Raw genomic sequence first — 25,205 nt, forward strand, 5'->3', positions numbered from 1 at the left:
CGCCTGCAACGGTGCGGAGGCTCATGGTCGTGTTGGCTGCGCATCGGGGATAGCCGTTGCGGTTCCGTGGCCTCCCGGGATGCGCGTGAAAGGAGGTCTGGAACCATGAACACGAAATACCTCTCCGGGACCAGCGCCCTGCTTGCAGCGCTGCTGATCGTCGGCGTGATCTTTGTGCCGGCGGCGAGCGCGAATGAGGACACTCTGGAGAATATCCCTCCGTCCGGAGGGGGTCCGGTCGATGGGGACGTAGTGCTGGAGCGAAGCCCTCATCTCTTTGATGATGCCGGAAACAGATTGAGTGATGAGGAAATTTCTCGAATGATCGAAGAGATGCCTGAGGTGTCATATCTTGACGGCATGACTGAACGTAAGAGCAGAGAACTTGCAGAAAGGCTTGGACAGTTGCACAAATATCGCTCTATTGCTCAGCACCGCAATGACGCGATCAACGAGGATCATCCGGAAGGCCGGTGGGATCAGCCGGCAACATCCACCGCGAAACTCCAGTCCTCCCAACCGGTCTTCGCCGGACCGGAGATCGAAGACCTCAAAGCCGCCCTGAACAAGAGAGAGCCCGTCACCGTCGCGCTCGGAGGGCTTCCCTTCTCGAAGGGCGGAGTATCGCTTTCGGACTTCACCGCCACAACGGAAGATCTGATACAGGAGCGCTACCTCTATCCCAACGGGTCTCTGATTGGTTTCGGCTACGATCTTGACGGGTATCTCCGGGTGAGCATCTGGAACGGCCCGCCTCCACCGGAGAACGTCTCCTCGATAGAAGCGGTGTATGCGATGCTGGACGAACGGGCGAGGGAAATGGGGATCGAGGATATCCCGGTGAAGTTCACGGTCTTCATCTCCCCGCCGGAGCTGGTCCTCGGTCCTCAAATGGATTCTTCAAGGTGGATGAGTCTGTGTGGTGGGTGAGGCCATAATCCCCGGCCCCACAGCCCCCACGAACCCCCACGGTTTATCACCCGCCGCTCCCAATACCTACAAGAGAGGTAACACCATGGATATCGCGTTCATCAAACTGCAGGGAAACGGTAATGACTTCATCCTGATCGACGAGCGCGCTCAGGAGGTCATTCCCGAGGATATGAAGGGAGGATTTGCAGCGCTCTACTGCGACCGCAGGTTCGGTATCGGCGCCGACGGCGTCCTCTTCCTCCAGGCGTCCGAGGTTGCGGACGTCCGGATGCGGCTCTTCCAGCCCGACGAGAGCGAGGCCGAGATGTGCGGGAATGGCATCCGGTGCCTCGCCAAGTACGCCTACGACGCCGGATACGTGAAGGAGTCCTGCTCGGTCGAGACCGGGGCGGGGCTTGTCCCGGTGACAATGGGCTACGCGGACGACGAGTTTACCGCGGCGATCACGATGCCGGAACCGAAGTTCGAGCGAAGCGCGGTTCCCGCCACCGGGAACGGCGAATACAAAGAGGAGATCCGCAACCTCACCGTGTATGCCGCGAACACCGGCGTCCCCCACGCGGTTGTCTTCGTCAAAGAGATCGGCGCCGTGGATATCGCCACGGTAGGACCGGCCATCCGGAACCACTCTACCTTCGCTCTCGGCGCGAACGTCAACTTCGTCGAGGACGCCGGCAACGGCACGCTTCGGATCCGGACCTTCGAGCGTGGCGTCGAAGATGAGACGTTCAGCTGCGGCACCGGCGCCACCGCGTCGGCGGCAGTCGCCCGGCATCTCGGCAAAGCCGGGGATACGGTGCGGGTCGAGACAAAAGGTGGCCCGCTCGTGATCCGGTTCGGGGAGGGCGTCACGATGGAAGGCCCTGCCGAGACGGTCTTTGCGGGCGTTATACTGTTCTGATCCCGTTCTCGGTGATCACGAAGTCGAACGAGATTCCTTCCGGCCGGGACCGGTGCTTCCGGAGCATCGCCCGCCGGACACCGTCCTTCTTTTCGAGCCGTATGATGGCCTTTGAGAGGTGTTCGAGCGCCGTTCCCCCGAGGCCGGAGACCCGGTCGCGTTCGATATCCATGAAGATCTGGTTCGTGATCAGGACAGGGATGTCGTACTTCTTTGCGAGGCCCAGGAGTTTTATCATGTGGTGCGAGAGTTTCCGGAGCGCCTCCCGCCCGAGGTCGAGTTCCGTCCGGTAGAGGGCGGTGGCCGAGTCCATCACCAGCAGTCCCACGGGGGCCTGGCCGTTCTTTTTGAGCAGCCCCTCCGCATCAGCGATCATCACCCCCTGCTGGGCAAAGTCGAGCGGCTCAAAGAGGTAGAGCCGCTCCGCGAACGCCCCGGCGTTCTCCCCGGCAAGCTGGCTGAACCGCTCCACCGAGAACCCTTCGGTGTCGATGTAGACGACCGAGTTCCCGTCCTGGAGAGAGGATACCGCCGCCATCAGGCAGAAGGTGCTCTTGCCGCTCGCGGGCTCGCCGTAGATCTGGGTGACCGTCCGCCGCTCGAGCCCGCCGCCGAGCAGGTCGTCGAGGGGCTGGCTTCCCGTGCTGACCCGGTCAGGCTTCATGGCTCAAGCACACCCCGCTCGATGAAGAGACGGCGTGCAGCCGCCTCGACGGTCCCGGCAACCTCCCGGAGCGGGACCCCGGCCTCCTGCGCACACGCGGCCGCCTGTTCGTATTCCGCCTTGAAGGAGGTGATCTTTCCTCCCGACCAGCCGCACTTTACGTCGATCGTCCGTTCCCGGCCCCGGATGGTCACGGTGACCGGCTCGATTGTGCGTTCGGCAACGGCCCGGTGCACCATCGGGATACAGCGTACCCCAAGCGTCCCGAGTTCTGCGGCCATCACCCCCACAAGACGGTCGGTCGCATCGGGGCGGCAGATAACCCGGACAAGGTGGCCGCTCCGCCCCTTCTTCATCACCACGGGAGTAGCGCTTGCATCCCGGGCTCCTTCTTCCAGCAGGCGGCCGATCGTGTAGGCCAGGGTCTCCCCGGTGACGTCGTCGACGTTTGTCTCGAGGATGTCGACCCGGTCGCCGTGGCCCTCCCCTTCCACCGAATGGAGCATCGACCGGAGGACGTTCGGTCTTCCCGGGGGGTTCCTGCTCCCCGCCCCGTAGCCGACCGCCCGGATCTCCGCCGGGCCGAGGTCTTCGGGCCGGACGGTCGAGAACTCGGCGAGGAGCGCGGCTCCTGTCGGGGTGCAGAGTTCCCGCTCCTCGTCTCCGGGAACCGTCCGGAGGTCCGATTCCGCGAGGACCGCCACGGTCGCCGGGGCGGGGATGGGGAAGGTGCCGTGAGCCCCGACCGCGAATCCCCGGCCGAGCGCCACCGGGCGGACGGCGACCTCGTCGGGGGCGAGGGAATAAAGGGCGGTGCAGGCTCCCACCACGTCGGCGATCGCGTCGTCCGCACCCACCTCGTGGAAATGCGCCCCCGTCCCGTGGATACTCTCCTCGGCCCGGTGTATCCGGAGAAAGACCCGCCGTGCCATCTTCCGTGCAGGAGCGGGGGCGTCGCTTTCGGCCACCCGGTCGAGCACCTCGTCGAGGGTGCGGTGGTGCACCGGGGCATGCGCTTTCACCTGGACGGCCCGAATGCCGGAGCGGTCTACCCGTTCGATTGTCGGTTCCCCGACGACGGAACGCATGGCTGCCCTGACAAGCCCCTCATCGGCTCCCAGATCGAGAAGGGTTCCGATGATCATGTCGCCTGCGGCTCCGTTGAACGGATCGAAGAGAAGTATAATCATGCGTCTCCAGTACTTATAAATCCCCGAAATATAAGAACTAGAGGTAATGCCCGAGATATACTTGAAGGTAGATAGCGCTTATCCGGAGGATCAGGGGGCAGGCAAGGCACGGCTTGACCCTGATACCATGCTGCAGCTTCGGCTCAACCCCGGAGACCTCGTTGCAATCGAAGGGAAGCGTCGGACCGTGGCCAAGGTCTGGCGTGCCATGGTGAACGACTGGCACCAGGGTAAGGTCCGGATCGATAACTTCACCCGGCTCAACACCGGTGCGAGCATCGGGGATCGGGTGAAGATAAGGACGCTGGATGCGGAGGACGAGGCAAAACGGGTCGTGCTCGCGCCTCCCGAGGATCTCCCCAAGCAGCTCCCCATCAACTACGGCAGCGTCGTCAACAAACTGATCGACTTTCCGGTTGTGAAGAACGACTCCGTGCCGATCCAGGCGGGGCTTCCCTTTATGCAGCCCCAGCTCGTCGCGTTCAAAGCCGTGGTGGTCGAGCCGGAGAACGCCGTGATCATCACCAAGAACACGAAGATCGAGTTCTCCGAGAAGCCTGCGGCCGGGTTTGAGGGCGTGAAAAGGATCAGCTACGAGGATATCGGCGGCCTCAAGGGCGAGCTGCAGCGTGTCCGCGAGACGATCGAGCTCCCCATGCGGCATCCGGAGATCTTTAGAAAACTCGGGATCGAGCCCCCGAAGGGCGTCCTCCTCTACGGGCCGCCGGGGACGGGGAAGACCCTGATCGCAAAGGCCGTCGCAAGCGAGAGCGGAGCCCACTTCATATCGATCGCGGGGCCGGAGGTGATCTCGAAATACTACGGCGAGAGCGAGCAGCGGCTCCGCGAGGTCTTTGAAGACGCCCGGCAGCACGCTCCCGCCATCATCTTCATCGACGAACTCGACTCGATCGCCCCCCGGCGCGAGGAGGTGACCGGGGAGGTCGAGCGGCGCGTGGTGGCCCAGCTCCTCACCATGATGGATGGGCTCGAGGAACGGGGGCAGGTCGTGGTGATCGGGGCCACGAACCGGCTCGACGCCATCGACCCCGCCCTCCGGCGTCCGGGACGGTTCGACCGGGAGATCGAGATCGGGGTTCCGTCGGAGGACGACCGGACCCAGGTGCTCCATATCCACACCCGCGGTATGCCGCTCGCCGAGGATGTCTCGATCGCCGCCATCGCCCAGCAGACTCATGGGTTTGTCGGTGCGGACCTCGCCGCCCTCGCCCGTGAGGCGGCGATCAAGGCGCTGCGGCGCTACCTCCCCGAGATCGACCTGGAGGCCGAGGAGATTCCGCCCGAGATCCTCGAGAAGATGGAGGTGCAGGCCAGGGACTTCCGCGACGCTCTCCGCGACGTGGGTCCGAGCGCCATGCGGGAGATCCTCCTCGAAGTGCCCCACACCACCTGGGGAGATGTCGGGGGGCTTGAAGAGGCGAAGCAGGATATCCGTGAGGCGGTGGAGTATCCTCTCACCCGACGGGAGCAGTTCGAGGATCTCGGGATCGAGCCGCCGAAGGGCGTCCTCCTCTACGGACCGCCGGGGACGGGAAAGACCCTGATCGCAAAGGCGATCGCAAGCGAGAGCGGCGCGAACTTCGTGCCGGTCAAGGGCCCCCAGCTCCTCTCGAAGTGGGTCGGTGAGAGCGAGCGGGCGGTCCGCGAGATCTTCAAGAAGGCCCGGCAGGTGGCGCCGTCCATCATCTTCTTCGACGAACTGGATGCTCTCGCCCCTGCCCGGGGCGGCGGCACCGAGTCGCACGTGATCGAGAGCGTCTTAAACCAGATCCTCACCGAGATCGACGGCCTCGAAGAACTCCGGGGCGTGGTGGTGATGGGCGCGACCAATCGCCCTGATATGGTCGACCCGGCGCTGCTCCGGCCCGGACGGTTCGACCGGCTCGTCTACATCGGCGAGCCCGGACGGGACGACCGGGAGAAGATCCTCTCCATCCACACCCGCTACATGCCGATCGAGGGCTCGACGGTCGAGGAACTCGTGGAGGCAACGGAGGGGCTCTCGGAGAACGACCTGGAAGACCTGGTTCTCGCCGTGGGAGCAAACCACCAGGTGACCGTCGAGGACGTGAAGAGTCACCGCGCTGCGATCGAGGTGACCGACGACGAAGGGCTCCGCCGTTATCTCCGGAGGAAGAAACTCATCGACCTCCTCTCCCAGCAGAAGGTGAGCCTGGACGACCCGGCCAGGGACCAGCTCGTGAGGAAGATCGCGACCGGCACCGAGGGGTTCGTCGGCTCAGACCTCGAGGCGCTCGGCCGTGAGGCGGCCATGCTCGCCATGCGGGAGGGGGCCACCGTCGTGAACGCATCGCACTTCGAGCGGGCGCGGGAGAAGGTCCACGCGACGATGAACGAGCGGCTGCGGCAGTACTACGGGAAGGTGCAGCAGCACTTCAAGGGCGGACTGCCCAAAGAGATCCAGCCGCCGGAATACCAGTGAGCGGATCTTCCGGGGGGTTATCCCCGGGAAATCTTTTTTATACGGAGATCGGCCTCCCGGCGAATATTGTGAACGGAGGGGCCTTCCCTCTCCTGCCCTCACCGCCGGCCGAGCCAGACCGCGAGCGGAATCATCCACCCGGCCACCGTCCGGCTCAAAGGTTCGGGAGACATGATATTTCTCAGCAATTCATGCTCTCCGGCGGAATTTGACCATTGCGTTTCCTTCCGGCAGGTACGGTCCGGCATCTTCCCCGTTATGACCGCAGCGGGTCCCCGCCGGCCGCGGAGGGCGATCCCGCCCCCCCGGACTCGACAGCCCCCCGGAAGTGCCAGCAGACCAGAGCAAGGAGGATATAGACCGCCGCGGCCGCCCACCCGAACTCCCCGGTGATCATCACCGACTCCGGGGTCTCCATCGTGAGGAGCGGGTAGAACTGCTGGATGAAGTAGTTCCAGAACCCGTGGAAGAGGACGGCCGCAACGACGCTCCCCGACCGGAGACGGAGCCAGGCAAGGATGAACCCCGCGCCCATGACCGATGGGACGAAGACCGCAAGCGAGTACCAGAGCGGGCCGGCCCCGTGGTAGGCGGAGAAGATGATCAGGGGGAAGTGCCACACGGCCCAGATGGCGCTGGAGAGGAGAGCGAGCTTCGTAAACCCCATGAACTTCGCCATCTCCGGGACAAGCAGCCCACGCCACCCGATCTCCTCTCCTGCGGCGGCAAAGAGGCCGAAAAGGATGGAGGCGAGGAAGACCGGGACGAACCCGATACTGAAGACTGCTGCAGCCCCCTCGAGGTTAAACGGCCCGATCCCGGTGATCCAGACCGGCCCGAAGATCAGGAGGCCGACGAGGATCGGAAGGAGGATTGCGACCGCATGCCACCGGAACTCGCCCATGCGGAACCCGAACCCGGCAAGGTTACGCCGGAAGTAGAGCCGTGTTATGACGGCGGCGATACCCGGGCACCACATCGTGAAGACGGTGGAGAGGAGGAGCGCCTCCGCCGCCGTGCTCCGGGTCGTAAAGAACCAGCCGATACTGCTCAGGGCAAACGCAAGCACCAGAAAGACGGTCACTTCCCGTCGTGCCGTCGACGGAGAGCGGGGGTCGTAAGGGTGCCCGACAGCGGAGGATGCCATGAGTCATCTTCTCACGTGCGGGGCAATATATCTGCAGGTTTCGTTCCCGCCCGGTGCGTGCGCTCACGGGAAAAGGGCGGCTGCCGGACGGAGGAAGTGGTCAACAGCGGAATCGTGGGGGTTATAGGCCGCCCGGCGGTGGAGGGTAGGCGATGAGCCCTTCCTTGACGCCCCGCACAAACCCGGCCTTCTCGTAGAGCCGAAAGACGTTTTGTTCGCGACGGCCGGAGAGAAGCATCACCTTGTAGCAGTCCTCTCTCCACGCGCACTCCAGCGCATGGGTGAGGAGGGCCGTGCCGAACCCCCGGTTCCGGTACTCACGATGAGTCACGACGTTCTCGACGAGCCCGTAGGGCCGTGCGCCCCGGGTGAGGTTTTGAAGGATGTGCAGGACGCACGAGGAGACCGGCACGCTCCCGTATTCGAGGAGGAAGAGATGGGTCCGCGGGTCGGCGAGGATCTCCAGCCAGGCTCGCTCCAGCGCACGACCGTCGGCCTTCTCGTCGGCGTCGTGCAGGTGCGTGTAGAGGAAGAGGACGGCGTCGAGGTCGTTCTCGGCGGCCTCCCGGACGAGCAGCGTGTCGCGCTCCATATATCTCAGTCTGCCTCTTCGGTAATCTGCTTTTGTTTTTGTCCGGGCCTTGTAGCAGCCCTCTCTGGAGAGTCATCGATTGCGTCCCGGGCACGGATTTCGTGGGGATATCGCCACGACTGCCCCCGCCCCCGGGGCGGGGGAGGAGGCCGGAGGCCGGGTGGGGTGGGGGTTACAGACAAATCTGTAGAGTGGAGACAGGGGAGGGGGGGATGCTCCCCCCTCGAAGACCTTCGGTCTTCTCATGCTCCGTTCCTATCGGAACATCGCACTCCCGTCAGCCCCTCCGGCATGGCGATAAACGACCGCGGCACGGCGGAAGTTCGAACATCGTCAGATGCGCTGGTTCCACGGTCCACTGCACCGTGATATTTTCCCGTTTTGATTAGTCTGTTTGCCACACTTCGCATCTGCGGGCTCAAGTTCCTGCCCCTGGGTCAGTCGCACCTTGCATCTGCGGGTGGCGTACCTCTCCATCGCGCCGTCGCCCCTGAAAGCGGCGCATCACATCCCGGGGCAACCTATTTACCGCCCCATGAACAAGCATATACATCAAAGCGCATACCTGCCGCCCGGAGCCAACCCATGCCGAATTGCACCACGTTTCTCGACGCCAACGCCTGTAACCCTGAAAAGACTGCTCTCATCGTCCCCTCCACTGGAGAATCATACACCCGTGCCGAACTCCTCGACCGGGTCTGCCGGGTAGGACGCGGCCTCCTCGACCTCGGGGTCGGGCGCGGGGACCGCGTCTGCATCTACCTGGACAGTTCGACGGAGTACCTCCTCAGTTACTTCGGCCTCTGGCGCATCGGGGCCGTCGCGGTCCCGACGAACCGGGTCTACCGGGAGAATGAGGTCCTCTACGCCGTCCGCGACGCAGGTGCCGTCGCCGTCATCACCGATGCCGAGGGTGCGGCGCTCGTCGGCCGCATCCGAGATCAGGCGCCGACGCTCCGGCAGGTCGTCGCCGTCGGTGAGGGGGCAGCCGGCGCCGTCCCCTGGTCCGACCTCCTCCGTGCAGAACCGTGCCGCCGTGCCGCCCACTGCCGGTTCGACGACCTCTGCCAGATCCAGTACACCTCCGGCACCACCGGGAAACCGAAGGGCGCCATGCTCACCCACGGGAACTGGATCGCCGCCATGGACGCCGAGCGGGACGTCCTCGGGCTCACCGAGAACGACGTCTACCTCGGGATCTACCCGATGGGGCACGTCGGCCTCAGCTGGGGGATCGCGGCGCTCCGGGCCGGCGCGACCTACGTCGTCATGGAACGGTTCGACCTCGACCGCTACCTCGACCTCGCCCGGGATTACCGGGCCACGATCGTCGCCGGGATGCCGCCGGTGATCCACTCGCTCATCCAGACCCCGCCGGGGACCGAAGCGGCGCTCGCCACCGTCCGGGCGATGATCAGCGGCGGCGGCCCCCTGACACCCGGCGTCTGGAAACCCTTCCACGAGCGGTTCGGTATTCCCGTCGTCAACGCTTACGGTCTCTCCGAGACGGTCGTCGTCGGGACCGGGACCGCCATCCGTCCCGAGCACTACGCGACCGCCGACGAATTCAGGAGTGTCGGCACCCCTGTTGGATTCTCGGAGGTGAAGATCGTCGATGCAAACGACCCCGCGCAGGAACTCGGCCCCGGCGAGGACGGGGAGATCGCCCTCCGGGGCCCGGCGGTGGCGCTCGGCTACTGGCAGATGCCCGAGGAGACCGCCGCCGTCTTCCTCCCCGACGGCTGGTTCCTGACCGGCGACGTCGGCCACCTGGATGCGGACGGGATGCTCTACATCACCGACCGCAAAAAGGACATGATCGTGATGTCGGGCTGGAAGGTCTACCCGACCGAGGTCGAGGACGTCCTCGTCCAGCACCCGGGCGTCCGCGACGCGGCGGTCTTCGGGTGCAGCGACGAGCACCGGGGCGAAGTGCCGGTGGCCGTGGTGGTTGCCGGAAACAACATCTCGCCTGACGAGGTTATTGCCTTCGCCCGCGAACGTCTCGCGGGCTATAAGGTTCCCCGCCGGATTATCCTCGCCGGCGAGATCCCCCGGGTGAACGGGTGGAAGCTCCTCCGGAAACGGCTCCGGGAAGAGTACTGCGGCGCGTAGAGAACCGCACCCACAAGGTGGCGGCAAAAAGAGTGAAACCGGCCGCCCTTCCGGGGGGCCTGCGCCCGCCACTTCCGGCCAACACCTCCCCGGCATCCACCAACTTCAGGGAGCCCGCGGGTTCACCGTTTACGAACGGCTGCTGCAACTCGCCGTGTCCGGGGCCATGGGCCCATGCCGGCATCGAACTCCGGGAAACGTGTTTGAGCGTACCAGACCGCTCTTCCCCGGCCGTGGAGGTTCAAAATTCAAGAGGTAGCCTATTAAGGAAAGAGCGGCGAATAGATACCTTCTGAGGAACACACCGAGGTACGGACGTGGCAGACACCACCAGACAATCGACAGGAATCGCGGGCCTGGACCACGCACTCAACGGGGGGTTTCCGCCGGGCTCCCGCATAATCATCTCCGGATCCCCCCTGAGCGGTCTTGAACTCCTGGCACAACAGTTCTGGCAGGCGGGAGGGGGAACAGGCACATACCTGATGCTCGACGCCGTGCCGTTCGAGGGCATGACCGACGCACGGGCTATTGATACCACGACGCTGGCCGGGGCCATGCAGGGCGAGAGGATCGTCGTGGACTCTCTCTCCACCCTGATCTGTGCCAGGGGTATCGATGCGGCCGTCGAATTCATCGTCGAGGATACCCGTGAGATTATCGAGAAAGGGGCAACCATCGTATACATCCTCTATGCCGGCATGCATACCCCGTACGAGGAGGCACGGCTGATGCGTGCCGCAGACGTCTTCATCACCCTCAGGCACCAGATCCACGGCAACGAGTTCGAGCGGACGCTCGCCATCGAGAAACTCAAGGGCTCAGACGTGCCGCAACGGGTGATCCCCTACCACATCACGGCGGAGGGGCTCGAACTCTCGACGACAAGCAGGGTGGTCTAGCCGGTATACCCGGCCCGGATCTCGTTCGTCGCGGCAACCAAATTCTTCAGTTTGGAAAACGCCGCATCGCGCGACTGCATCCGGAGACCGCAGTCGGGGTCGATGAGCACGGCTTCCGGCGAGAATACATCGATGCCGGCCTCGATCCGCTTTCGGATAACCTCAACACTCTCGACGCCGGGGTCGGCCGAGTCCACGCACCCGTAACCGACCATCCGGCCGCGCAGGTCTTTTGCCGAGAGCACTTCAAGGTTTCCGGGGTTGTTCGCGAACTCAAAATCGAATACGGCAACGTTTGTTTTGAGAACGTCGTCAATGACCGTCCCGAGGCTTCCGCAGACGTGGAGGCATACCGGCACCCGGAGCATGCCCGTGATCGCGTTCACCGCCTCGCGGCCGACGGCAAGGTTTACGGCCCCCGTCGAGAAGATGGGTTCGTCGATCTGGATGAGCGTGACGCCAGCATCCTGGAGGTGGGCCGCCTCGACCGCGAGCGCCTGGGCAAGGTCCAGGACCAGTTCGTCCTTGTTCCGGTAGAACGGGGTCTCGATCGAGAGGCCGTGCGCAAGCGTGCTCGGGCCGGTGAGGATCCCTTTCACCTTCGGGTGCCGGGAGAGGGCATACTTCGTATCCGCAAGCGTGATGGGCCGCTGGGCCGGCTGGACCTTCCCGACGACCGCGGATCCCCGGATGCCGGGAAGGTGGGAGGTGAAGGCGCGGATCATGTCGCCCCGGACCTGGCCGTCGGAGATGATATCGATCCCGGCGGCAATCTGGTCGGCGACCGCTACCTCCACCGCATGCTTCAGCGGATCGACGAGAGCGCGAACCCCCGATCCTTTCACCACCGGGTAGCTCCCGACCACGGTGGTCGGGAGGAGCATACTTGTCAGCGTCATGGTGTCAGTCTGTGCCGGTCACGCGGGAAGAGCACTGCCTCGCGGATGTTTCCGAGGTCGAGCATCGTCATCACCAGGCGCTCGATGCCGAGCCCCCACCCGGCGTGCGGGGGCATCCCGTAGCGGAATGTCTTCAGGTAGAACTCGAAACTCTCGGGAGAGAGGCCCTTGGCCCGAATCCGCTCCACCAGAAGGTCGTGGTCGTGGACACGCTGGGCCCCGGAGGAGAGTTCCATCCTCGGATGCATCAGGTCGAACGCCTTGCAGAACTCGGGGCGGTCGGGATACGGCATCGCGTAGTAGGGCCTGATATCGGTCGGCCAGTCGACGATGAAGTAGTGCTGCCCGACGGTATCCCCGATCGCCCGTTCGGCCGCCGGGGAGAGGTCGTCGCCGAACGTGAGTTTCTCCTCGATGGTGCGGTTCGCGATCTCGATCGCCTCTGCGTAGGGGATGCGGGGGAACGGTTTTGCCGGAACTTTGAGGTCGACGCCGAGTTCCTCAAGCGCGTCGCTGCAGTTCTTCGCGGCGGATTCGTAGACGTGGACGATCAGGTCTTCGAGGAGTTCCATAACATCGTTATGGTCCGCAAACGAGACCTCGACGTCGAGGCTCGTCGCCTCGTTGAGGTGGCGGACGGTGTTGTGCTCCTCGGCGCGGAAGATGGGGCCTATCTCGAAGACCCCCTCGAATCCGGCAGCCATCATCATCTGTTTATAGAGCTGCGGGCTCTGGTTCATGAACGCCTCTTTCTCGAAATAGGCGATCGGGAAGAGTTCGGTGCCGCCTTCGGTCGCAGCGGCGACAATCTTGGGGGTGGCGATGTTGACGCAGCCCCGGGAGGCGAGGAACGCGGTCGCGGAAGAGGTCACCGCCGAGCGGATGGTGAAGATGGAGCGGACACGCGGTTTCCTCGCGTCCAGGAACCGGGAGTCGAGCCGGGTGTCCATCTCGGCAGGCACCTTCTCGGCGACGTCGAGCGGGAGCGGGCTTTCTGCGGTGCTGATGATCTCGAGGTGTTCAGGGACGATCTCGCGCCCGCCGGGGGCCTTATCGATCGCTTTTACCCTGCCCTGGACCCTGACCACGGACTCTCTTGAGACGCTCCGGGCGACCTCAAGGATCTCCGCCGGGACCTTCTTCTTCGGGATGGTCACCTGGATGATGCCGGTCCGGTCGCGGATCAGGAAAAACGAGAGTCCTCCGAGATCGCGGACCTCATGCACCCAGCCGATAATCTCAGCAGATTCAGTTTCCGGGGTTACGGCCCGTATTGGTAGACGCATGTGAAAAACCTGGGTACAGTGTGGGCCCCGGGAGGTATTTTGTTTTGCGCTCCACCCCGGGAAAGCGCTTTGGCAGGTCGGCCGGGTATGGCCGGTCCCGGACAGCCGCGGGAAAAGGAAAAGCTGCTCCGGGAGGGGCAGTCTTAGACGAAGACCGCTGCAGCGAGGACTGTCGTCCAGCGACCGTCCATAACCCCTTCCGCAGCCTGGCAGGTGTGGGTCGTGTTGATGATCCGGCCGCTGGCCTTGTAGATCTGTTCCCGTTCCTGCCACGCCTTGTCGGGGTCGAACTCGATCCCGAGCGTCGTCGCGAGCATGGTTGCCGCAAGGTCTTCTGCGTATTCGCCCGAGATCTCCTCCGTCTCCCCGAAGGCATGGTGCTCGGAGAGGTAGCCGTAGGCGTTGCTCTCCTTGGGCATCGCGTGGCCGATGGCGGCGGATGCAAGCCTGCTCGGCTCGTTGGTCTCATTCCGGGCCATGACGACGTAGACGATGCTGCCCGGCGAGAGCTCCTTTAAGCCATCCTCCTTTGAGACCAGCTGGCAGTTCGGGGGGAAGATACTCGAGACGTAGACCAGGTTGTACTTCTCGATGCCCGCCTGCCTGAGAGCCAGTTCAAACGATGCCAGTTTGTCTTTGTGGATGCCCACACCTTTCGTAAAGAAACACTTGGTCGGAACGAACATTAGGGATCTTCTTATCGTTTGAGTTTTTTAAAATTTTCGGTAATAACAGTCACAATTTAAAAATGGAGCGAATTATTTGACTTTTTTGCCGTTCTGACCGAAGAGTGCAGGAATTTTGGAGAAGTAACTTAAAAACGCGGACATTTCCCTGCGCAAAGGAGTGGCCGCGGCTGAGCCCGGGCCCGCCGTTCCTCTCCCGCAGAACGGCCTTCGCGAGAATCGTTATCCCGACGGCCAATACGGAAACATTCTCGCGACCCTGCGGGGAAGGGGGGAGCGCACACCGGACAAGATCACCCCGTGCCCTGATCATTCCCCGGCAGGTCGCGATACCCTCGCTCTCAAGCGACTCCGCGAGTCGCGCCATCCGGGCATCCCCAAAGGAACGCTTATATGCGATGGTGCAGCATCCGGTCCAACCGGGAGCGTGCCGCAGACCCGTCACGGCACCCGGATCCCCACGCGCGCCCTGCAACGGAAGGTGAAGAGATGGAAGAGGAAGGGAAACCTGCAGCGGTCGTGGACTGTATCGGGCTCTACTGCCCCATGCCGATCGCGATGACGAAAGAGGCGATCGATGCGCTCGACGTCGGAGAGGTACTCCAGGTCGAGGCGGACGACCCCGCAGCGGAGGAAGATATCCGGCGCTGGGCAAACAGGATGGGGCACGAGATCGTGAAGTTCGAGAAGGACGACGGAGTCATGAGATTCTCCATCAGGAAGATGAAATGAGGTGAGAGAGATGATGTATGCGGATAAGACGGTGAGCTGCGTCGGCATTTGCCAGTCGCCCATGCTCTCGATCGAGACGGAGATGGAAACGCTTGATACAGGACAGATTCTGCAGATCACGACCGACAAATCGGACCTTGTCGAGACGGTCAGGTCCTGGGCCGGCGAGAATGGGCATGTGATCGAGGAGGAGCTCGTCGCCTCGGGCGTGACGACCCTCATCGTGCGCAAGGGAGCGGCGGCAACGGCAGAGGCGACGTGATCGGATGGACGCCGAAAGCGACAAACCTCTCCAGATCATGAAGGGAGGCTGAGATGCATGGCACGGATACTCTATATCCAGACCAGCGGCACCGATGCCTCTGAGAGGCTGTATGCGCCGTTCGTCCTCGCGATGACGGCGCGCAACATGGACATGGACGCCGACATCTACTTCATGATCAAGGGGGTGACGGTCGTCAAGAAAGGCGCCGCGGAGAAGATCAAGGTCGGGAACTTCCCGAAACTCTCGGAGATCATGCACCAGGCGATCGCTTCCGGGGCAACGATCTACATCTGCGAGCAGAGCACCCAGCTCCTCGGCATGGAACGGGGCGACTTCATCGAAGAGGGGCAGGTCGTGGGCGCGCTCACCTTAAACGACCTCGCGGTCGATGCCGATGCGGTCATCACGTTTTAGGAGTTGCAGGGAATGGAAGGGCGGATCTATCTTGACCACGCGGCGGCAATGCCGGTCCGCCCGGAGGTCCTTTCGTTCGGGATGGGGTTTTCGGACGGCTTCGCCGGCAACCCCTCCACACTCTGCCGTGAAGGGCTTGTGGCGCAGGAAGTCCTTGCCACGGCACGCGAGAAGGTAGCAGCGCTCGTTGGCGCGAGCGCCCCGGACTCGATCATCTTCACCGGCGGGGCGACCGAGTCGAACAACATCGCCGTCCGGGGGACCGCGCTCCGGAACCGGAAGGCGGGGAACCGGATCGTCGTGAGCGCCATCGAGCACATATCCGTGCTGAATCCGGCAAAGTATCTCCAGAAGAGCGGTTTTTCCCTCACGCCGGCTCCGGTCGACCGCTACGGCGTAATCGATCTCGACGCCCTCGGCGCGGCGGTCACGCCGGAGACGGTCGTTACGTCGGTCCATTACGCGAACAACGAGATAGGGACAGTCGAGCCGATCCGGGAGGTGGCGGCAATCGTCCATGACCGGGGCGGGCTCCTCCATGTGGACGCCACCGATGCCGCGGGAAGGATACCGATCGACGTGGAACGTGACGGCATCGACCTCCTCACCCTCTCGGGAAACCAGCTCGGCGGGCCGCAGGGGGCCGGGGCGCTCTACATCCGCCCGGGTGTCCGCGTCCAGCCGGTCCTCGTCGGGGGCGGGCAGGAACGCGGTCTCCGGCCCGGGACCGAGGACGTCGTCGGGATCGCCTGCATGGGAGAGGCCGCCCGGCTTGCGAAGGAGGAGATGCCGGAGGAGAGCAGGCGTCTCGCCGCGATCCGCGACCGGCTCATTGCCGGCATCACCGGGCTTGAAGAAGCCTACCTGACCGGCCACCCGACAGAGCGGCTCCCCCACCACGCGAGCTTCCGCTTCTCCCGGATCGAGGGGGAGAGCATCCAGCTTGCCATGGACCTGCTCGGGATCGCGGTCGCCACCGGATCGGCATGCACCTCCCGGACGCTCGAGGCTTCCCACGTCCTCCTCGCCATCGGGCTCGCCCACGAGGAGGCGCACGGGTCGATGATCGCGACGTTCGGGCGCGGAAACAGCGTTGAAGAGGTGCCCCGGATCGTCGGGGCCGTCGAAGAAACAGTTAAACGCCTGCGGGCTATTACACCGCTGTAGGTGGAGAGTAATGGCAGACCAGATCGGATACAGCCAGAAAGTGATGGAACACTTCATGAACCCGCACAACGTCGGGGTGATCGAGAACCCCGACGGCTACGGCAAGGTCGGCAACCCCGTCTGCGGGGACATCATGGAGATCTTCATCACGGTCAGAGACGACGTCATCGAGGATATCAGGTTCCGGACGTTCGGGTGCGGGTCGGCGATCGCGACGAGCAGCATGGTGACCGACATGGCCAAGGGGAAGACGCTCGATGAGGCGATGAGAATCACCCGCGACGACGTTGCGACCGAACTCGAGGGGCTGCCGCCCAAAAAGATGCACTGCTCGAACCTCGCGGCGGATGCGCTCCATGCGGCGATAGAGGACTACCGCGAGAAACAGAAGAAGGGATGAAAGGGGTTCCTCAGCACCCGTAGATCAGGGTCAGGATATTCTTTGCGAGATCCAGGCTCTTGCCCCGGTTGACCATGAGGGTGTCCAGGCGCAGCGCCCCATCGAGCTCGACCGGGTCCCGGGTATCCTGGATGAAGACGTCCATGAAGTCCTTGTAGAGGGCGTACGTCCCGGCGGACGATGCCTCTTTTCCGAACGCCTGCATCAGGGCCGCCGCCGGGCCGCTGACCGGCGTATCGCCGATGAAGGGGCTGACCGCGATGACGCGCTGCCGCCGGAGCGCCTCCCGCACCCCGGCGCACTCGAGGATCGGCGATATGCTCGTGACCGGGTTGCTCGGGCCGATCACCACGGCGTCGCTCGCCTCGATCGCCCTGACGACTTCTTCAGTCGCGGCCGGCGGTTGGCGGAACCGGCGGACCACGCCGTCGATCGCCACGTCTCCCCGGTGCTTCACCCAGTACTCCTGGAAGTGCAGCTCGCCCCGGGGCGTCCGGACGTAGGTCGTCACGACGGAGTCGGTCATCGGAAGGACGGTCGCCCGGACACCCAGGGTGCGGCAGAGCGCAGCAGTTGCCTCTGTAAGCCTTATGCCGTCCCTGAGCATCTCCCCTCGCGCAACGTGGATCGCTCGATCCTGGTCCCCGACGGCGATGTATTCGTCGATCCCGAGCCGTGCGAGGAGGTCGTGGGTGATGTAGGAGTCGCTCTTGATCCCCCACCACCGGTTGGTGTCGAGGATGCCCGCGAAGAGGTACATGACCGTATCGATGTCGGGCGAGAGGTGGTTGCCGGAGAGCCACGTATCCTCGGCCGTGTTGACAATGACCGCGACGTCCCGGTCATCCAGCAGTTCCCGCATTCCGCGGAGGAGCTTCGGGGTCCCGGTCCCGCCCGAGAGGAAGGTTATCATAGGATAATTAGCGTTTCAAGTGCATCCTTATATGAATTTTCCTAAACTTTGCCGGATGGTCAACGCCCCATTTTTAAGAAACGGCGTGGCGTATGACCGCCATGACGTCCCAGGCGAGCGATTCGGCCTGCCGCTCGTGCATCAGACGCGTCTCGAGGCGGAGCGACCCGGGGACGTCGTCGGGGTCGTGGATGTCCTGGACGAAGACGTCGACGATATCCCCATACAGCCGGGAGACCGCGGGAGCGGTGGGGGGTTCGCCGACGGCGTACATGAGGGCGGCGTCCTTTTGGTCCGGCGCGATGCCGCCTGAAAACGGCGAGACCGCGACGACGAACGTATCACGGAGGAGGTCCCGCATCCCGGCGCAGTCGAGGATGGGGAGGATGCTCGCCGCCGGGTTCGCGGGGCCGATCACCACGGCGTCGCTTTCCTCGATCGCCGCCCGCACCTCGCCGGTGACCGCCGGGGGCTCGGACCTGACGAGTTCCCGGACCTCCGCACCCATCCCGGCGGCCATCCGGTACTCGAGGAGCGCCACGCGTTCGGTGCCGGTATCGACGAAGAGGGCGGCATCGCCGTCGGTCATCGGGAGGACGGTCGCCCCGATCCTGAGCGAGCGGCACTGGCGCTCGACCGCCTCGGTCAGGGTCAGACCCTTCTGGAGCAGCCCCGCCCGGGCGATCTGGACGGCCCGGGCACGGTCGCCGACCGGGAAGGGTTCGCCGCCCGCCACCTTCGGGAGGTAGTTATGGGTGGCGTAGGTGTCGCCCTTGATCCCCCACCACCGGCCGGTATCGAGGATGCCGGCAAAGAGGAAGACGGCGGTGTCGATGTCGGGCGCACAGTGGCCGCCCGATACCCGGAGATCCTCGGCGGTGTTCGCGACCACGGCGATCTCGCTGTCGTAGAGGATCTGGCGAACGCCCCGGATGAGCGCAGGCGTCCCGGTTCCGCCGGAGAGGAAGGTGATCATGGCTGAATGTCATGTATGTGGGGTGTCGGGGGGGTTAACAGTTTCAGTTGTTGTGGTGGGGTGGGTTGTTGGTGCTCTTGCTCTTGGACTTCCTGGCTCTCTGAGAGAATCGAGCTCTCCCGCCTCATCCTGGCGCTCACCCTCCCGGTGATCTCGGCAGCCATCAGGTGGTGCTACCTCACTTACCCGATATGGATCCCCGCGGTCTGCATTGTGGTGCTGGCCGGGGAGCGCCCATCTACGGGGTCTGGCTGAAGCGGAAACTGGGGACGCAGTTAAAGTCGCGAAACAAAAGGAAATTGCAAACGTTAAGCATGATATCTGGGGTGACCGCCAGGGTCATAGTCATGGGGCTTCGGTTCATATGGCAATTTATATCGGTTTAGAGGAAGGAAAAAGGAGGTTGTCCCTCTACACCAGGGACATCGAACTATTTCTGTTCCGATTTCTGCTGCTTAAGCCACTCGTCATATTGTTGCACATGTTCCATCATGGTGTAGGCGAGTGCTCTAAACGCCTCAGGAGACAATCTTGCATCAAGTATTACCCGTTTTTGAATTCTATCCGTGTAAATATCGCCATTTGGACGAACTTTGAATTCAGGCTGATCATATGTCAGTGCTAATTGGCCGAAATTTGGATTCAAAGTTACAATAGCACCATCTATGTGAGTCGTCTTGAATTCAGGATCCATTACTATTTCAAGTTTCAACGCTTGCTTCTGGTTTTCTGCAGTCATTTTTAACTCACCCCTTAATCTCTGCTTGTTTTGCGCTGGTGATTGTTAGTTTCGTATCAAAGACGTCCCTTTGGGCAGGTGTCTGGTCAAATTTCCAATTCTGTGGATCGGTTTCACTGCCTCTTTTCACAGTTACTGAAGACATAGCCCAGTAGTTCGCTCTCTCGCTCGCAGTGAACTTATAGTACTTAATCAGACTCTCAGGAGGAAGGACTACGTCACACAAGGCATTTAACATCTTTTTCCCATAGTTTGTTGATTTGTAATACACTTTCCTCCGATCGCCAATCTCTTCCAGGCTCCTCACCTTTTTCGCGATTAGACCTCCATCAACCAAGGACTTCAGTATACGATCCATCTCACGTGGATTCGCTACGAAGGTATCCTTGAGTTCATTGAAATACATCTCCTTCTCGAGGGTAAGCGCTATGTATACAGCCCATTTAGCATCCGTCGAGAGTTCCATCACGGATTCACGAATTTCAACAGGTACCCGGTTTAAGTAAGCCTCCATGACTATCTGATCCATCCTGATGCCCCCATCTATATCAGTTCTATAATTGTAACTTATATCAATGTTTCCCAGGATCTCAGTTACATCATAGCAACTAGCATTGTTATTTGTCCCGCAGACGAAAAACTTGTCAAATGAGCCATAGAGTGCAGATACCTAACGAAATCGCAAATAGGGTTCAACTACACAGATATTTCAAGGGAAATATTAACATTGCAATCTATGGTTCATTCCAGCAGTCGCGAAAGGGAGATCTTCTCGCGCTGAGAGATTACTTACGGGCAAATGGCTACCTGAACACCAGAATCTCTGAAGACTACTGTGATAGATTGGATCCCGGAACCGAAGACGGGTCCATAAAGGATATCAAACTTAGCGACCTGTTGATGGATGAAAGTTCTATTCACATTTTCGTTTTTGTTAAAGAAAACCCAAACGAACACTATCTAATTCAGTCGGTTTCGATGGAATTCCAGCGTTTAAGCACTTTAATTCAACATGGTATAAAGGAAGACCAGCCTGTTGCCATTTACATTGAAGAAGGATTGGAAAAAATTGCAGGGGGTGTTTTCAAGGGACGGATTGCGCAGAATGAGCATGGTTGGGATATAGAGTTCTTTAAGACTATTGAACAAATCTACAAACCCGCAAGGCGTTTCTGCGAACGTAGCCTCGCTGATCTCTATGGATTCTAACATCCGAACATGCTCACCCTACCTCAGGGATGTGTTCTGCCAGAACTATGTGCGGGACTAACTCCTCGAACCACTCCGATCTGAAAAGCCCCGATCTCCTGCTTTTGAGAATCGGTATTACCTTACTGGGTACCCGCTCTTCAACTTCTGCAGTGAACCTCTCTGGGCTCTTTGCGATGATGATTAGTCTGTTTAGTGCATCGGCATCGTTAAAGCATCCATAAGAACTTGCGATCTCTTCCCGAAATGCCTGCGTAGTTTCCTCTATCCAGAAAATGATTTACTCGATCTTTCCCCGCCGAAATGTCCCTCCCCGCCGCCGGAGCGCTCCACCCCCACAGCCACATCGCGCTCCCGCCGAAAGAAAACCGCCCCGCACGCCGCGCGCCTTCAAATACCTTTATCTTCCATCTCCCAAGAATCTTAACAGAACCGATGAAGATCATCAAAGATCCGGTGCACGGCTACGTCGAGGCGGAACCGCTCGCGCTCCGGCTGCTCGACTCAGAGGTCGTCCAGCGGCTCCGGCACGTCACCCAGCTCGGGTTTGCAAACCTCGTCTACCCCGGGGCAAACCATACCCGGTTCGAGCACTCGCTCGGGACGATGCACCTTGCGGGCCTGATGTCGGGCGAGCTCGGGCTCGACGCCGGCGAGACCGAACTCGTCACCACGGCCGCCCTCCTCCACGACATCGGCCACGGCCCCTTCTCCCACGTCACCGAGCCGGTGATGGAGGAGTTCACGGGGAGGAGCCACCACCAGATCGATCATCTCGTCCGCGAGGGGACGATCGCCGGAATCCTCGAAGAGGCGGGGCTCGACCCCGCCGAGGTCTGCGCCGTCGTCGCGGGGAAGCACCGCCTCGCAAGCATCATCCACGGCAGTCTGGATGTCGACCGGATGGACTACCTGATGCGGGATGCCCACTACACCGGCGTCCCCTACGGGACGGTCGACGCACACCGGCTGATCCGGTCGACGATCATGACCCCCTCAGGGATCGCCCTGCACGAAGGCGGGATCAACGCCGCCGAGTCGCTCCTCATCGCCCGGACGCTGATGCGCCCGGCGGTCTACTTCCATCACGTGAGCCGGATCGCGACGAGCATGTTCGTCCACGCTCTCCGGGAAGAGGTGCAGAACGTCCCGGGCACTGACGCCCGCGAACTGATGCGGATGGACGACGCCGCCTGCATGGAGCGACTGAAGCACTCCCCCTCCCCGATCGTCCGCGACCTCGCCCGCAGGGTCTACGCCCGGGACCTCTACAAGCGGGCGCTGTATATCGGCGAAGACCGGGTGAACGCCGCAGCCCTCCGGCAGGAACCCGGCCCCGCCCGGGAACGGGAGATTGCCCGCGAGATCGCCGGGACCGCCGGCGTCACGGAAGACGCAGTCCTCGTCGACATCCCCCGGCTCCCCCGGGCGCTCTCGATGGAGGTCCGGGTCAGGAACAGCCACGCGATGGTGGATATCGAGGAAGTCTCCCCCCTCATCAACACCTTAAACGACACCCGGCGGCAGCAGTGGCGTCTCGGCGTCTATACCGTAGAGGAGCAGCGGGACACCGTGGAGCAGGCGGCAACAGAGGTGCTCCGGGTGAAGCGGGCGACAAAACAGGATAAACTCGTAGTGACATAACATATGAGGAGCGCATGAAGAAGGAATTCGTCGTCGGGATCACCGGGGCAAGCGGGGTTGTTTACGCCCGCCGCCTCCTCGAAGTGCTCTGCGATAACGCAACGGTGCACATCGTCATCTCCGATACCGCCCGGCAGATAGCCGGGATCGAAGGCGTGAACCTTGAGGGGTTCGACGCCATATACGCCGAGAACAGCAACCTCGCGGCCGATATTGCGAGCGGATCGTTTCGCTACGACGGGATGGCGATCGTGCCCTGCAGCATGAAGACGCTTGCAGCGGTCAGCAACGGGTTCGCCGACAACCTGATCGTCCGGGCGGCGGACGTCTGCCTCAAGGAGAGGCGGCCCCTCCTTCTCCTTCTCCGGGAGATGCCGCTCTCCCGGATTCACCTGAAGAATATGCTTGCCGCCGACGAGGCCGGCGCGACCGTGATGGTCGCAAGCCCTCCCTTCTACCAGCACCCGGAGACCATCGACGACCTCGTCGATATGGTGGTGGCCCGGATGCTCGACCACATGGGAGTCAAACATGACCTCGGGACCCGATGGAGCGGATACGATGCGTAACTTTATCGAACTGATGCGGGAGCAGGGCCGGGTCGAGGAGATCGAGAGCCCCTGCTCGACCGTCTACGAGGCTCCCCGTATGGCGAGCCGGACAGACAAAATCCTCTTCTTCCGTGACCTTGACGGGCGCAGGGGGGTGATGAACCTTCTCTCCGGCCGCGGAGCGCTTGCAGCGGCGCTCGGCGTGGAAGAGCGTGATCTCGTTGGACACCTCGCGGGCATGACCTACGGCGGCCGCGTGGTAGATGCCGGGCGGTGCGAGGGCGGCATCCCTGCCGACCTCTCCCGCCTCCCGATCATGAAGCACTTTCCCGGCGATGCCGGGCGCTACTTCACGTCCGGGATCGTCTTTTCGCGCTATGACGGCGTTGAGAATGCTTCCATCCACCGGATGATGGTCCTCGACGGCCACCGGGTCGTCGCCCGCCTGGTGGAAGGGAGACACACCCATACCCTGCTCAAAGCGGCGCTCGCCCGGGGGGAGAAACTCCCGGTCGCGGTCACCGTCGGCACCCATCCCCTCGTGACCTTCGCCGCCTGCACCCGCGTCCCGGAAGGAAAGGAACTCGCCTACGCCGCGGAGCTGATGGGCGGGGAACTCGCCGTCCGGGAGTGCGAAAACGGCGTCCGGGTTCCCGACGCCGAGATCGTCCTCGAGGGCTACATCAGTGCCGAAAAGGCGGCAGAAGGCCCGTTCGTCGATATCACCGGGACCTACGACCCTGTGCGGCAGCAGCACGTGATCGAGTTCACGAAGATGTACTGCAAGGAGGACCCCATCTACCACGGTATCCTCCCGGCCGGCGACGAGCACAAACTCCTGATGGGAGCGCCCTACGAACCGAAGATCTACCGCGCCGTCGGGGAGGTGACGACGGTCAAAGACGTCCTCCTCACGAAGGGCGGGGCCGGCTACCTCCATGTGGTGGTGCAGATCAGGAAGAACACGCAGGGAGACGCGAAGAATGCCATCATGGCGGCGTTTGCCGCCCATACGTCCGTAAAACATGTCGTGGTGGTGGACGAGGATATCAACATCCACGACCCCTACGACGTCGAATACGCGATCGCGACAAGGGTACGGGGCGATACCGATATCATGGTCGTCACCGGCGTACGGGGCTCGTCGCTCGACCCGACGCGCCTTGGAGACGGGACGAACGTGAAGGTCGGGGTCGATGCCACGATGGTTATGGGAAGAGAGGACGAATTCAAAAGAGCGGAGTGGGTGTAATGTATCTCGACGATGATGACGAGAAGGTGCTCGCCGGCGAGTTCGGCGAGACACGCCAGAAGATGATGGAGATCCTGGTCGCGCTCGGGAGGGTCTACGAGGCCGAGAAACTCGTCCCGATCACGAGCGCCCAGGTGAGCGGTGCGTCCTACAAGACCATCGGAAAATGGGGGCTCTCCTGGCTGCAGAGCCTCAACGCCCGGGCGGCGGTTCCGGCGGTCTTGAACCCCATCGGGATGCCGCGGGAGGGGTGGCAGGAGTTCGGGATCGACGAGGAGTTCGCCCGCCGTCAGAATGAGGTCGTTGAGGCCTACCGGAGACTCGGAATCCGGGTAGAGTGTACCTGCACGCCTTACTACCTCCGCATCACGGAGTACGGGGAGCACCTTGCCTGGTCGGAGTCCTCGGCGGTCGCCTACGCAAACTCAGTTCTCGGCGCACGGACGAACCGCGAAGGCGGACCGAGTGCCCTTGCGGCGGCGATCATCGGAAAGACTCCGTACTACGGCCTCCACATCGTCGAGAACCGGCGGCCGCAGGTCGTCGTCGAGGTCGAGTGCGGTACGGGCCCGCATGCCGGCCACTGGGGGGCCATCGGTCACGTCGCAGGGAAGAAGGTGGGGAACAGGATCCCGCTGTTCCAGGGTATCCGGCCGAACCGCGACCACCTCAAAGCCCTCGGCGCCGCGATGGCCGCGACCGGCGCGGTCGCCCTCTTCCACGTGGATAAGATTACCCCCGAGGCCCGGGTCTTCGCGTTTGATACCGGCGACCTCGACCGGGTGACGGTCACGGAGGACGAGGTCGAAGCCCTCTTTGCAGAGACCGAGGTCGAGGCGGTCGCGGTCGGGTGTCCGCACTGTTCCCCCGACGAACTCCAGGAACTCGCGGAACTTCTGCGGGGGAAGAAGACGACGAAACCCTTCTACATCTTCGCCGCAAAGGGGGTCGCGAGGCACAACCCCGACCTCGTGAGCGTCATCGAGCGGAGCGGCGCCCGGGTGATCCCGGATACCTGCATGGTCGTCTCGCCCCGGATGGACGAGTTCGCTTCGATCATGGTGGACTCGGGCAAGGCCCTCGCCTACGTCCCGGGAATGTGTGGGGCGCTTGCCCGGATCGGGACGAGGAAGGAGTGTGTCGAGGTCGCGACGTCGTGAGGGC

General features: G+C 62.5%; 26 protein-coding genes. 15 read left to right on the plus strand and 11 right to left on the minus strand.

Going from position 1 to position 25,205, the window contains the following annotated elements:
• Positions 1-105 precede the first annotated feature (105 nt).
• The gene (locus tag HL657_RS06025; protein ID WP_317295925.1) at positions 106-930 is read left to right on the plus strand and encodes a hypothetical protein; all 825 of its coding nucleotides are present in this window, start codon (positions 106-108) and stop codon (positions 928-930) included.
• 85 nt (positions 931-1,015) lie between these two features.
• Positions 1,016-1,834 carry a diaminopimelate epimerase gene (gene dapF, locus HL657_RS06030; protein ID WP_317295926.1) on the plus strand — a complete coding sequence of 273 codons (819 nt, stop codon included), beginning with the start codon at positions 1,016-1,018 and terminating at the stop codon, positions 1,832-1,834.
• Here the strand turns inward: dapF and radB are convergent.
• Together radB and larC are read right to left on the minus strand one after the other, a co-directional pair.
• Positions 1,821-2,498, minus strand: a complete 678-nt coding sequence (radB, locus tag HL657_RS06035) for a DNA repair and recombination protein RadB (protein ID WP_317295927.1) — start codon at positions 2,496-2,498, stop codon at positions 1,821-1,823. The two genes, dapF and radB, sit on opposite strands and share 14 nt — an antisense overlap.
• The gene (gene larC / locus HL657_RS06040; RefSeq protein ID WP_317295928.1) at positions 2,495-3,688 is read right to left on the minus strand and encodes a nickel pincer cofactor biosynthesis protein LarC; all 1,194 of its coding nucleotides are present in this window, start codon (positions 3,686-3,688) and stop codon (positions 2,495-2,497) included. The genes radB and larC overlap by 4 nt, the downstream gene beginning before the upstream one ends.
• Positions 3,689-3,734: 46 nt before the next feature.
• Here larC and HL657_RS06045 point away from each other — a divergent pair, with 46 nt between their 5' ends.
• Positions 3,735-6,152 (plus strand): CDC48 family AAA ATPase, encoded by a 2,418-nt coding sequence (locus HL657_RS06045; RefSeq protein ID WP_317295929.1) that lies wholly within the window; start codon positions 3,735-3,737, stop codon positions 6,150-6,152.
• Positions 6,153-6,408: 256 nt separating this feature from the next.
• Here the strand turns inward: HL657_RS06045 and HL657_RS06050 are convergent, their stop codons facing one another.
• Both HL657_RS06050 and HL657_RS06055 read right to left on the minus strand, forming a co-directional pair.
• Positions 6,409-7,299 carry a CPBP family intramembrane glutamic endopeptidase gene (locus HL657_RS06050; protein WP_317295930.1) on the minus strand — a complete coding sequence of 297 codons (891 nt, stop codon included), beginning with the start codon at positions 7,297-7,299 and terminating at the stop codon, positions 6,409-6,411.
• A 121-nt stretch (positions 7,300-7,420) separates the two neighbouring features.
• Entirely contained in the window at positions 7,421-7,891 is a 471-nt protein-coding gene (locus HL657_RS06055; RefSeq protein WP_317295931.1) for a GNAT family N-acetyltransferase, read from the minus strand.
• A gap of 585 nt (positions 7,892-8,476) precedes the next feature.
• On the opposite strand from HL657_RS06055, the gene HL657_RS06060 reads away from it, so the two are divergent.
• Together HL657_RS06060 and HL657_RS06065 are read left to right on the plus strand one after the other, a co-directional pair.
• Positions 8,477-10,006, plus strand: coding sequence for a class I adenylate-forming enzyme family protein (locus tag HL657_RS06060; protein ID WP_317295932.1), 1,530 nt, complete (start codon positions 8,477-8,479; stop codon positions 10,004-10,006).
• Positions 10,007-10,323: 317 nt separating this feature from the next.
• Entirely contained in the window at positions 10,324-10,908 is a 585-nt protein-coding gene (locus tag HL657_RS06065) for an RAD55 family ATPase (protein WP_317295933.1), read from the plus strand.
• Here the strand turns inward: HL657_RS06065 and HL657_RS06070 are convergent.
• From HL657_RS06070 to HL657_RS06080, 3 genes are all read right to left on the minus strand, one after another.
• Positions 10,905-11,807 (minus strand): methionine synthase, encoded by a 903-nt coding sequence (locus HL657_RS06070; RefSeq protein WP_317295934.1) that lies wholly within the window; start codon positions 11,805-11,807, stop codon positions 10,905-10,907. The genes HL657_RS06065 and HL657_RS06070 overlap by 4 nt on opposite strands.
• Entirely contained in the window at positions 11,804-13,093 is a 1,290-nt protein-coding gene (gene aspS / locus HL657_RS06075; RefSeq protein WP_317295935.1) for an aspartate--tRNA(Asn) ligase, read from the minus strand. Before aspS ends, HL657_RS06070 begins: the two co-directional genes overlap by 4 nt.
• A 143-nt stretch (positions 13,094-13,236) precedes the next feature.
• Positions 13,237-13,779, minus strand: coding sequence for a pyruvoyl-dependent arginine decarboxylase (locus HL657_RS06080; RefSeq protein WP_317295936.1), 543 nt, complete (start codon positions 13,777-13,779; stop codon positions 13,237-13,239).
• 489 nt (positions 13,780-14,268) lie between these two features.
• Here HL657_RS06080 and HL657_RS06085 point away from each other — a divergent pair, with 489 nt between their 5' ends.
• From HL657_RS06085 to nifU, 5 genes are read left to right on the plus strand one after another with little or no spacing between them, the layout of a single operon-like run.
• Positions 14,269-14,511 carry a sulfurtransferase TusA family protein gene (locus tag HL657_RS06085; protein WP_317295937.1) on the plus strand — a complete coding sequence of 81 codons (243 nt, stop codon included), beginning with the start codon at positions 14,269-14,271 and terminating at the stop codon, positions 14,509-14,511.
• A 10-nt stretch (positions 14,512-14,521) separates the two neighbouring features.
• Positions 14,522-14,773, plus strand: a complete 252-nt coding sequence (locus HL657_RS06090; RefSeq protein WP_317295938.1) for a sulfurtransferase TusA family protein — start codon at positions 14,522-14,524, stop codon at positions 14,771-14,773.
• Positions 14,774-14,830: 57 nt separating this feature from the next.
• Positions 14,831-15,190 (plus strand): DsrE family protein, encoded by a 360-nt coding sequence (locus tag HL657_RS06095; RefSeq protein ID WP_317295939.1) that lies wholly within the window; start codon positions 14,831-14,833, stop codon positions 15,188-15,190.
• Positions 15,191-15,202: 12 nt separating this feature from the next.
• Positions 15,203-16,357, plus strand: a complete 1,155-nt coding sequence (locus tag HL657_RS06100) for a cysteine desulfurase family protein (RefSeq protein ID WP_317295940.1) — start codon at positions 15,203-15,205, stop codon at positions 16,355-16,357.
• Positions 16,358-16,367: 10 nt separating this feature from the next.
• Positions 16,368-16,757, plus strand: coding sequence for a Fe-S cluster assembly scaffold protein NifU (gene nifU, locus HL657_RS06105; RefSeq protein ID WP_317295941.1), 390 nt, complete (start codon positions 16,368-16,370; stop codon positions 16,755-16,757).
• 10 nt (positions 16,758-16,767) lie between these two features.
• Here nifU and cofD read toward each other — a convergent pair whose 3' ends face one another.
• The 4 genes from cofD to HL657_RS06125 form a co-directional block, all read right to left on the minus strand.
• Positions 16,768-17,670, minus strand: coding sequence for a 2-phospho-L-lactate transferase (cofD, locus tag HL657_RS06110; RefSeq protein WP_317295942.1), 903 nt, complete (start codon positions 17,668-17,670; stop codon positions 16,768-16,770).
• Positions 17,671-17,743: 73 nt separating this feature from the next.
• Positions 17,744-18,646, minus strand: coding sequence for a 2-phospho-L-lactate transferase CofD family protein (locus HL657_RS06115; RefSeq protein WP_317295943.1), 903 nt, complete (start codon positions 18,644-18,646; stop codon positions 17,744-17,746).
• 430 nt (positions 18,647-19,076) lie between these two features.
• On the minus strand, positions 19,077-19,385 hold the full coding sequence (locus HL657_RS06120; RefSeq protein WP_317295944.1) for a hypothetical protein: 309 nt from the start codon (positions 19,383-19,385) through the stop codon (positions 19,077-19,079).
• A gap of 7 nt (positions 19,386-19,392) precedes the next feature.
• Positions 19,393-19,914 carry a MarR family winged helix-turn-helix transcriptional regulator gene (locus HL657_RS06125; protein WP_317295945.1) on the minus strand — a complete coding sequence of 174 codons (522 nt, stop codon included), beginning with the start codon at positions 19,912-19,914 and terminating at the stop codon, positions 19,393-19,395.
• A 131-nt stretch (positions 19,915-20,045) separates the two neighbouring features.
• Here HL657_RS06125 and HL657_RS06130 point away from each other — a divergent pair, with 131 nt between their 5' ends.
• The 5 genes from HL657_RS06130 (at position 20,046) to HL657_RS06150 (ending at position 25,201) form a co-directional block, all read left to right on the plus strand.
• Positions 20,046-20,594 (plus strand): hypothetical protein, encoded by a 549-nt coding sequence (locus HL657_RS06130; RefSeq protein WP_317295946.1) that lies wholly within the window; start codon positions 20,046-20,048, stop codon positions 20,592-20,594.
• Positions 20,595-21,029: 435 nt separating this feature from the next.
• Positions 21,030-22,238 carry an HD domain-containing protein gene (locus HL657_RS06135; protein WP_317295947.1) on the plus strand — a complete coding sequence of 403 codons (1,209 nt, stop codon included), beginning with the start codon at positions 21,030-21,032 and terminating at the stop codon, positions 22,236-22,238.
• A gap of 14 nt (positions 22,239-22,252) precedes the next feature.
• On the plus strand, positions 22,253-22,807 hold the full coding sequence (locus tag HL657_RS06140) for a UbiX family flavin prenyltransferase (protein WP_317295948.1): 555 nt from the start codon (positions 22,253-22,255) through the stop codon (positions 22,805-22,807).
• Positions 22,800-24,041, plus strand: a complete 1,242-nt coding sequence (locus HL657_RS06145) for a UbiD family decarboxylase (protein WP_317295949.1) — start codon at positions 22,800-22,802, stop codon at positions 24,039-24,041. The genes HL657_RS06140 and HL657_RS06145 overlap by 8 nt, the downstream gene beginning before the upstream one ends.
• Positions 24,041-25,201: an aconitase X catalytic domain-containing protein gene (locus HL657_RS06150; RefSeq protein ID WP_317295950.1), complete on the plus strand. Its 1,161-nt coding sequence runs from the start codon at positions 24,041-24,043 to the stop codon at positions 25,199-25,201. Before HL657_RS06145 ends, HL657_RS06150 begins: the two co-directional genes overlap by 1 nt.
• Positions 25,202-25,205 lie beyond the last annotated feature (4 nt).

Origin of the sequence: Methanoculleus nereidis (assembly GCF_032944295.1) — an archaeon.
GTDB classification, from domain to species: domain Archaea; phylum Halobacteriota; class Methanomicrobia; order Methanomicrobiales; family Methanoculleaceae; genus Methanoculleus; species Methanoculleus nereidis.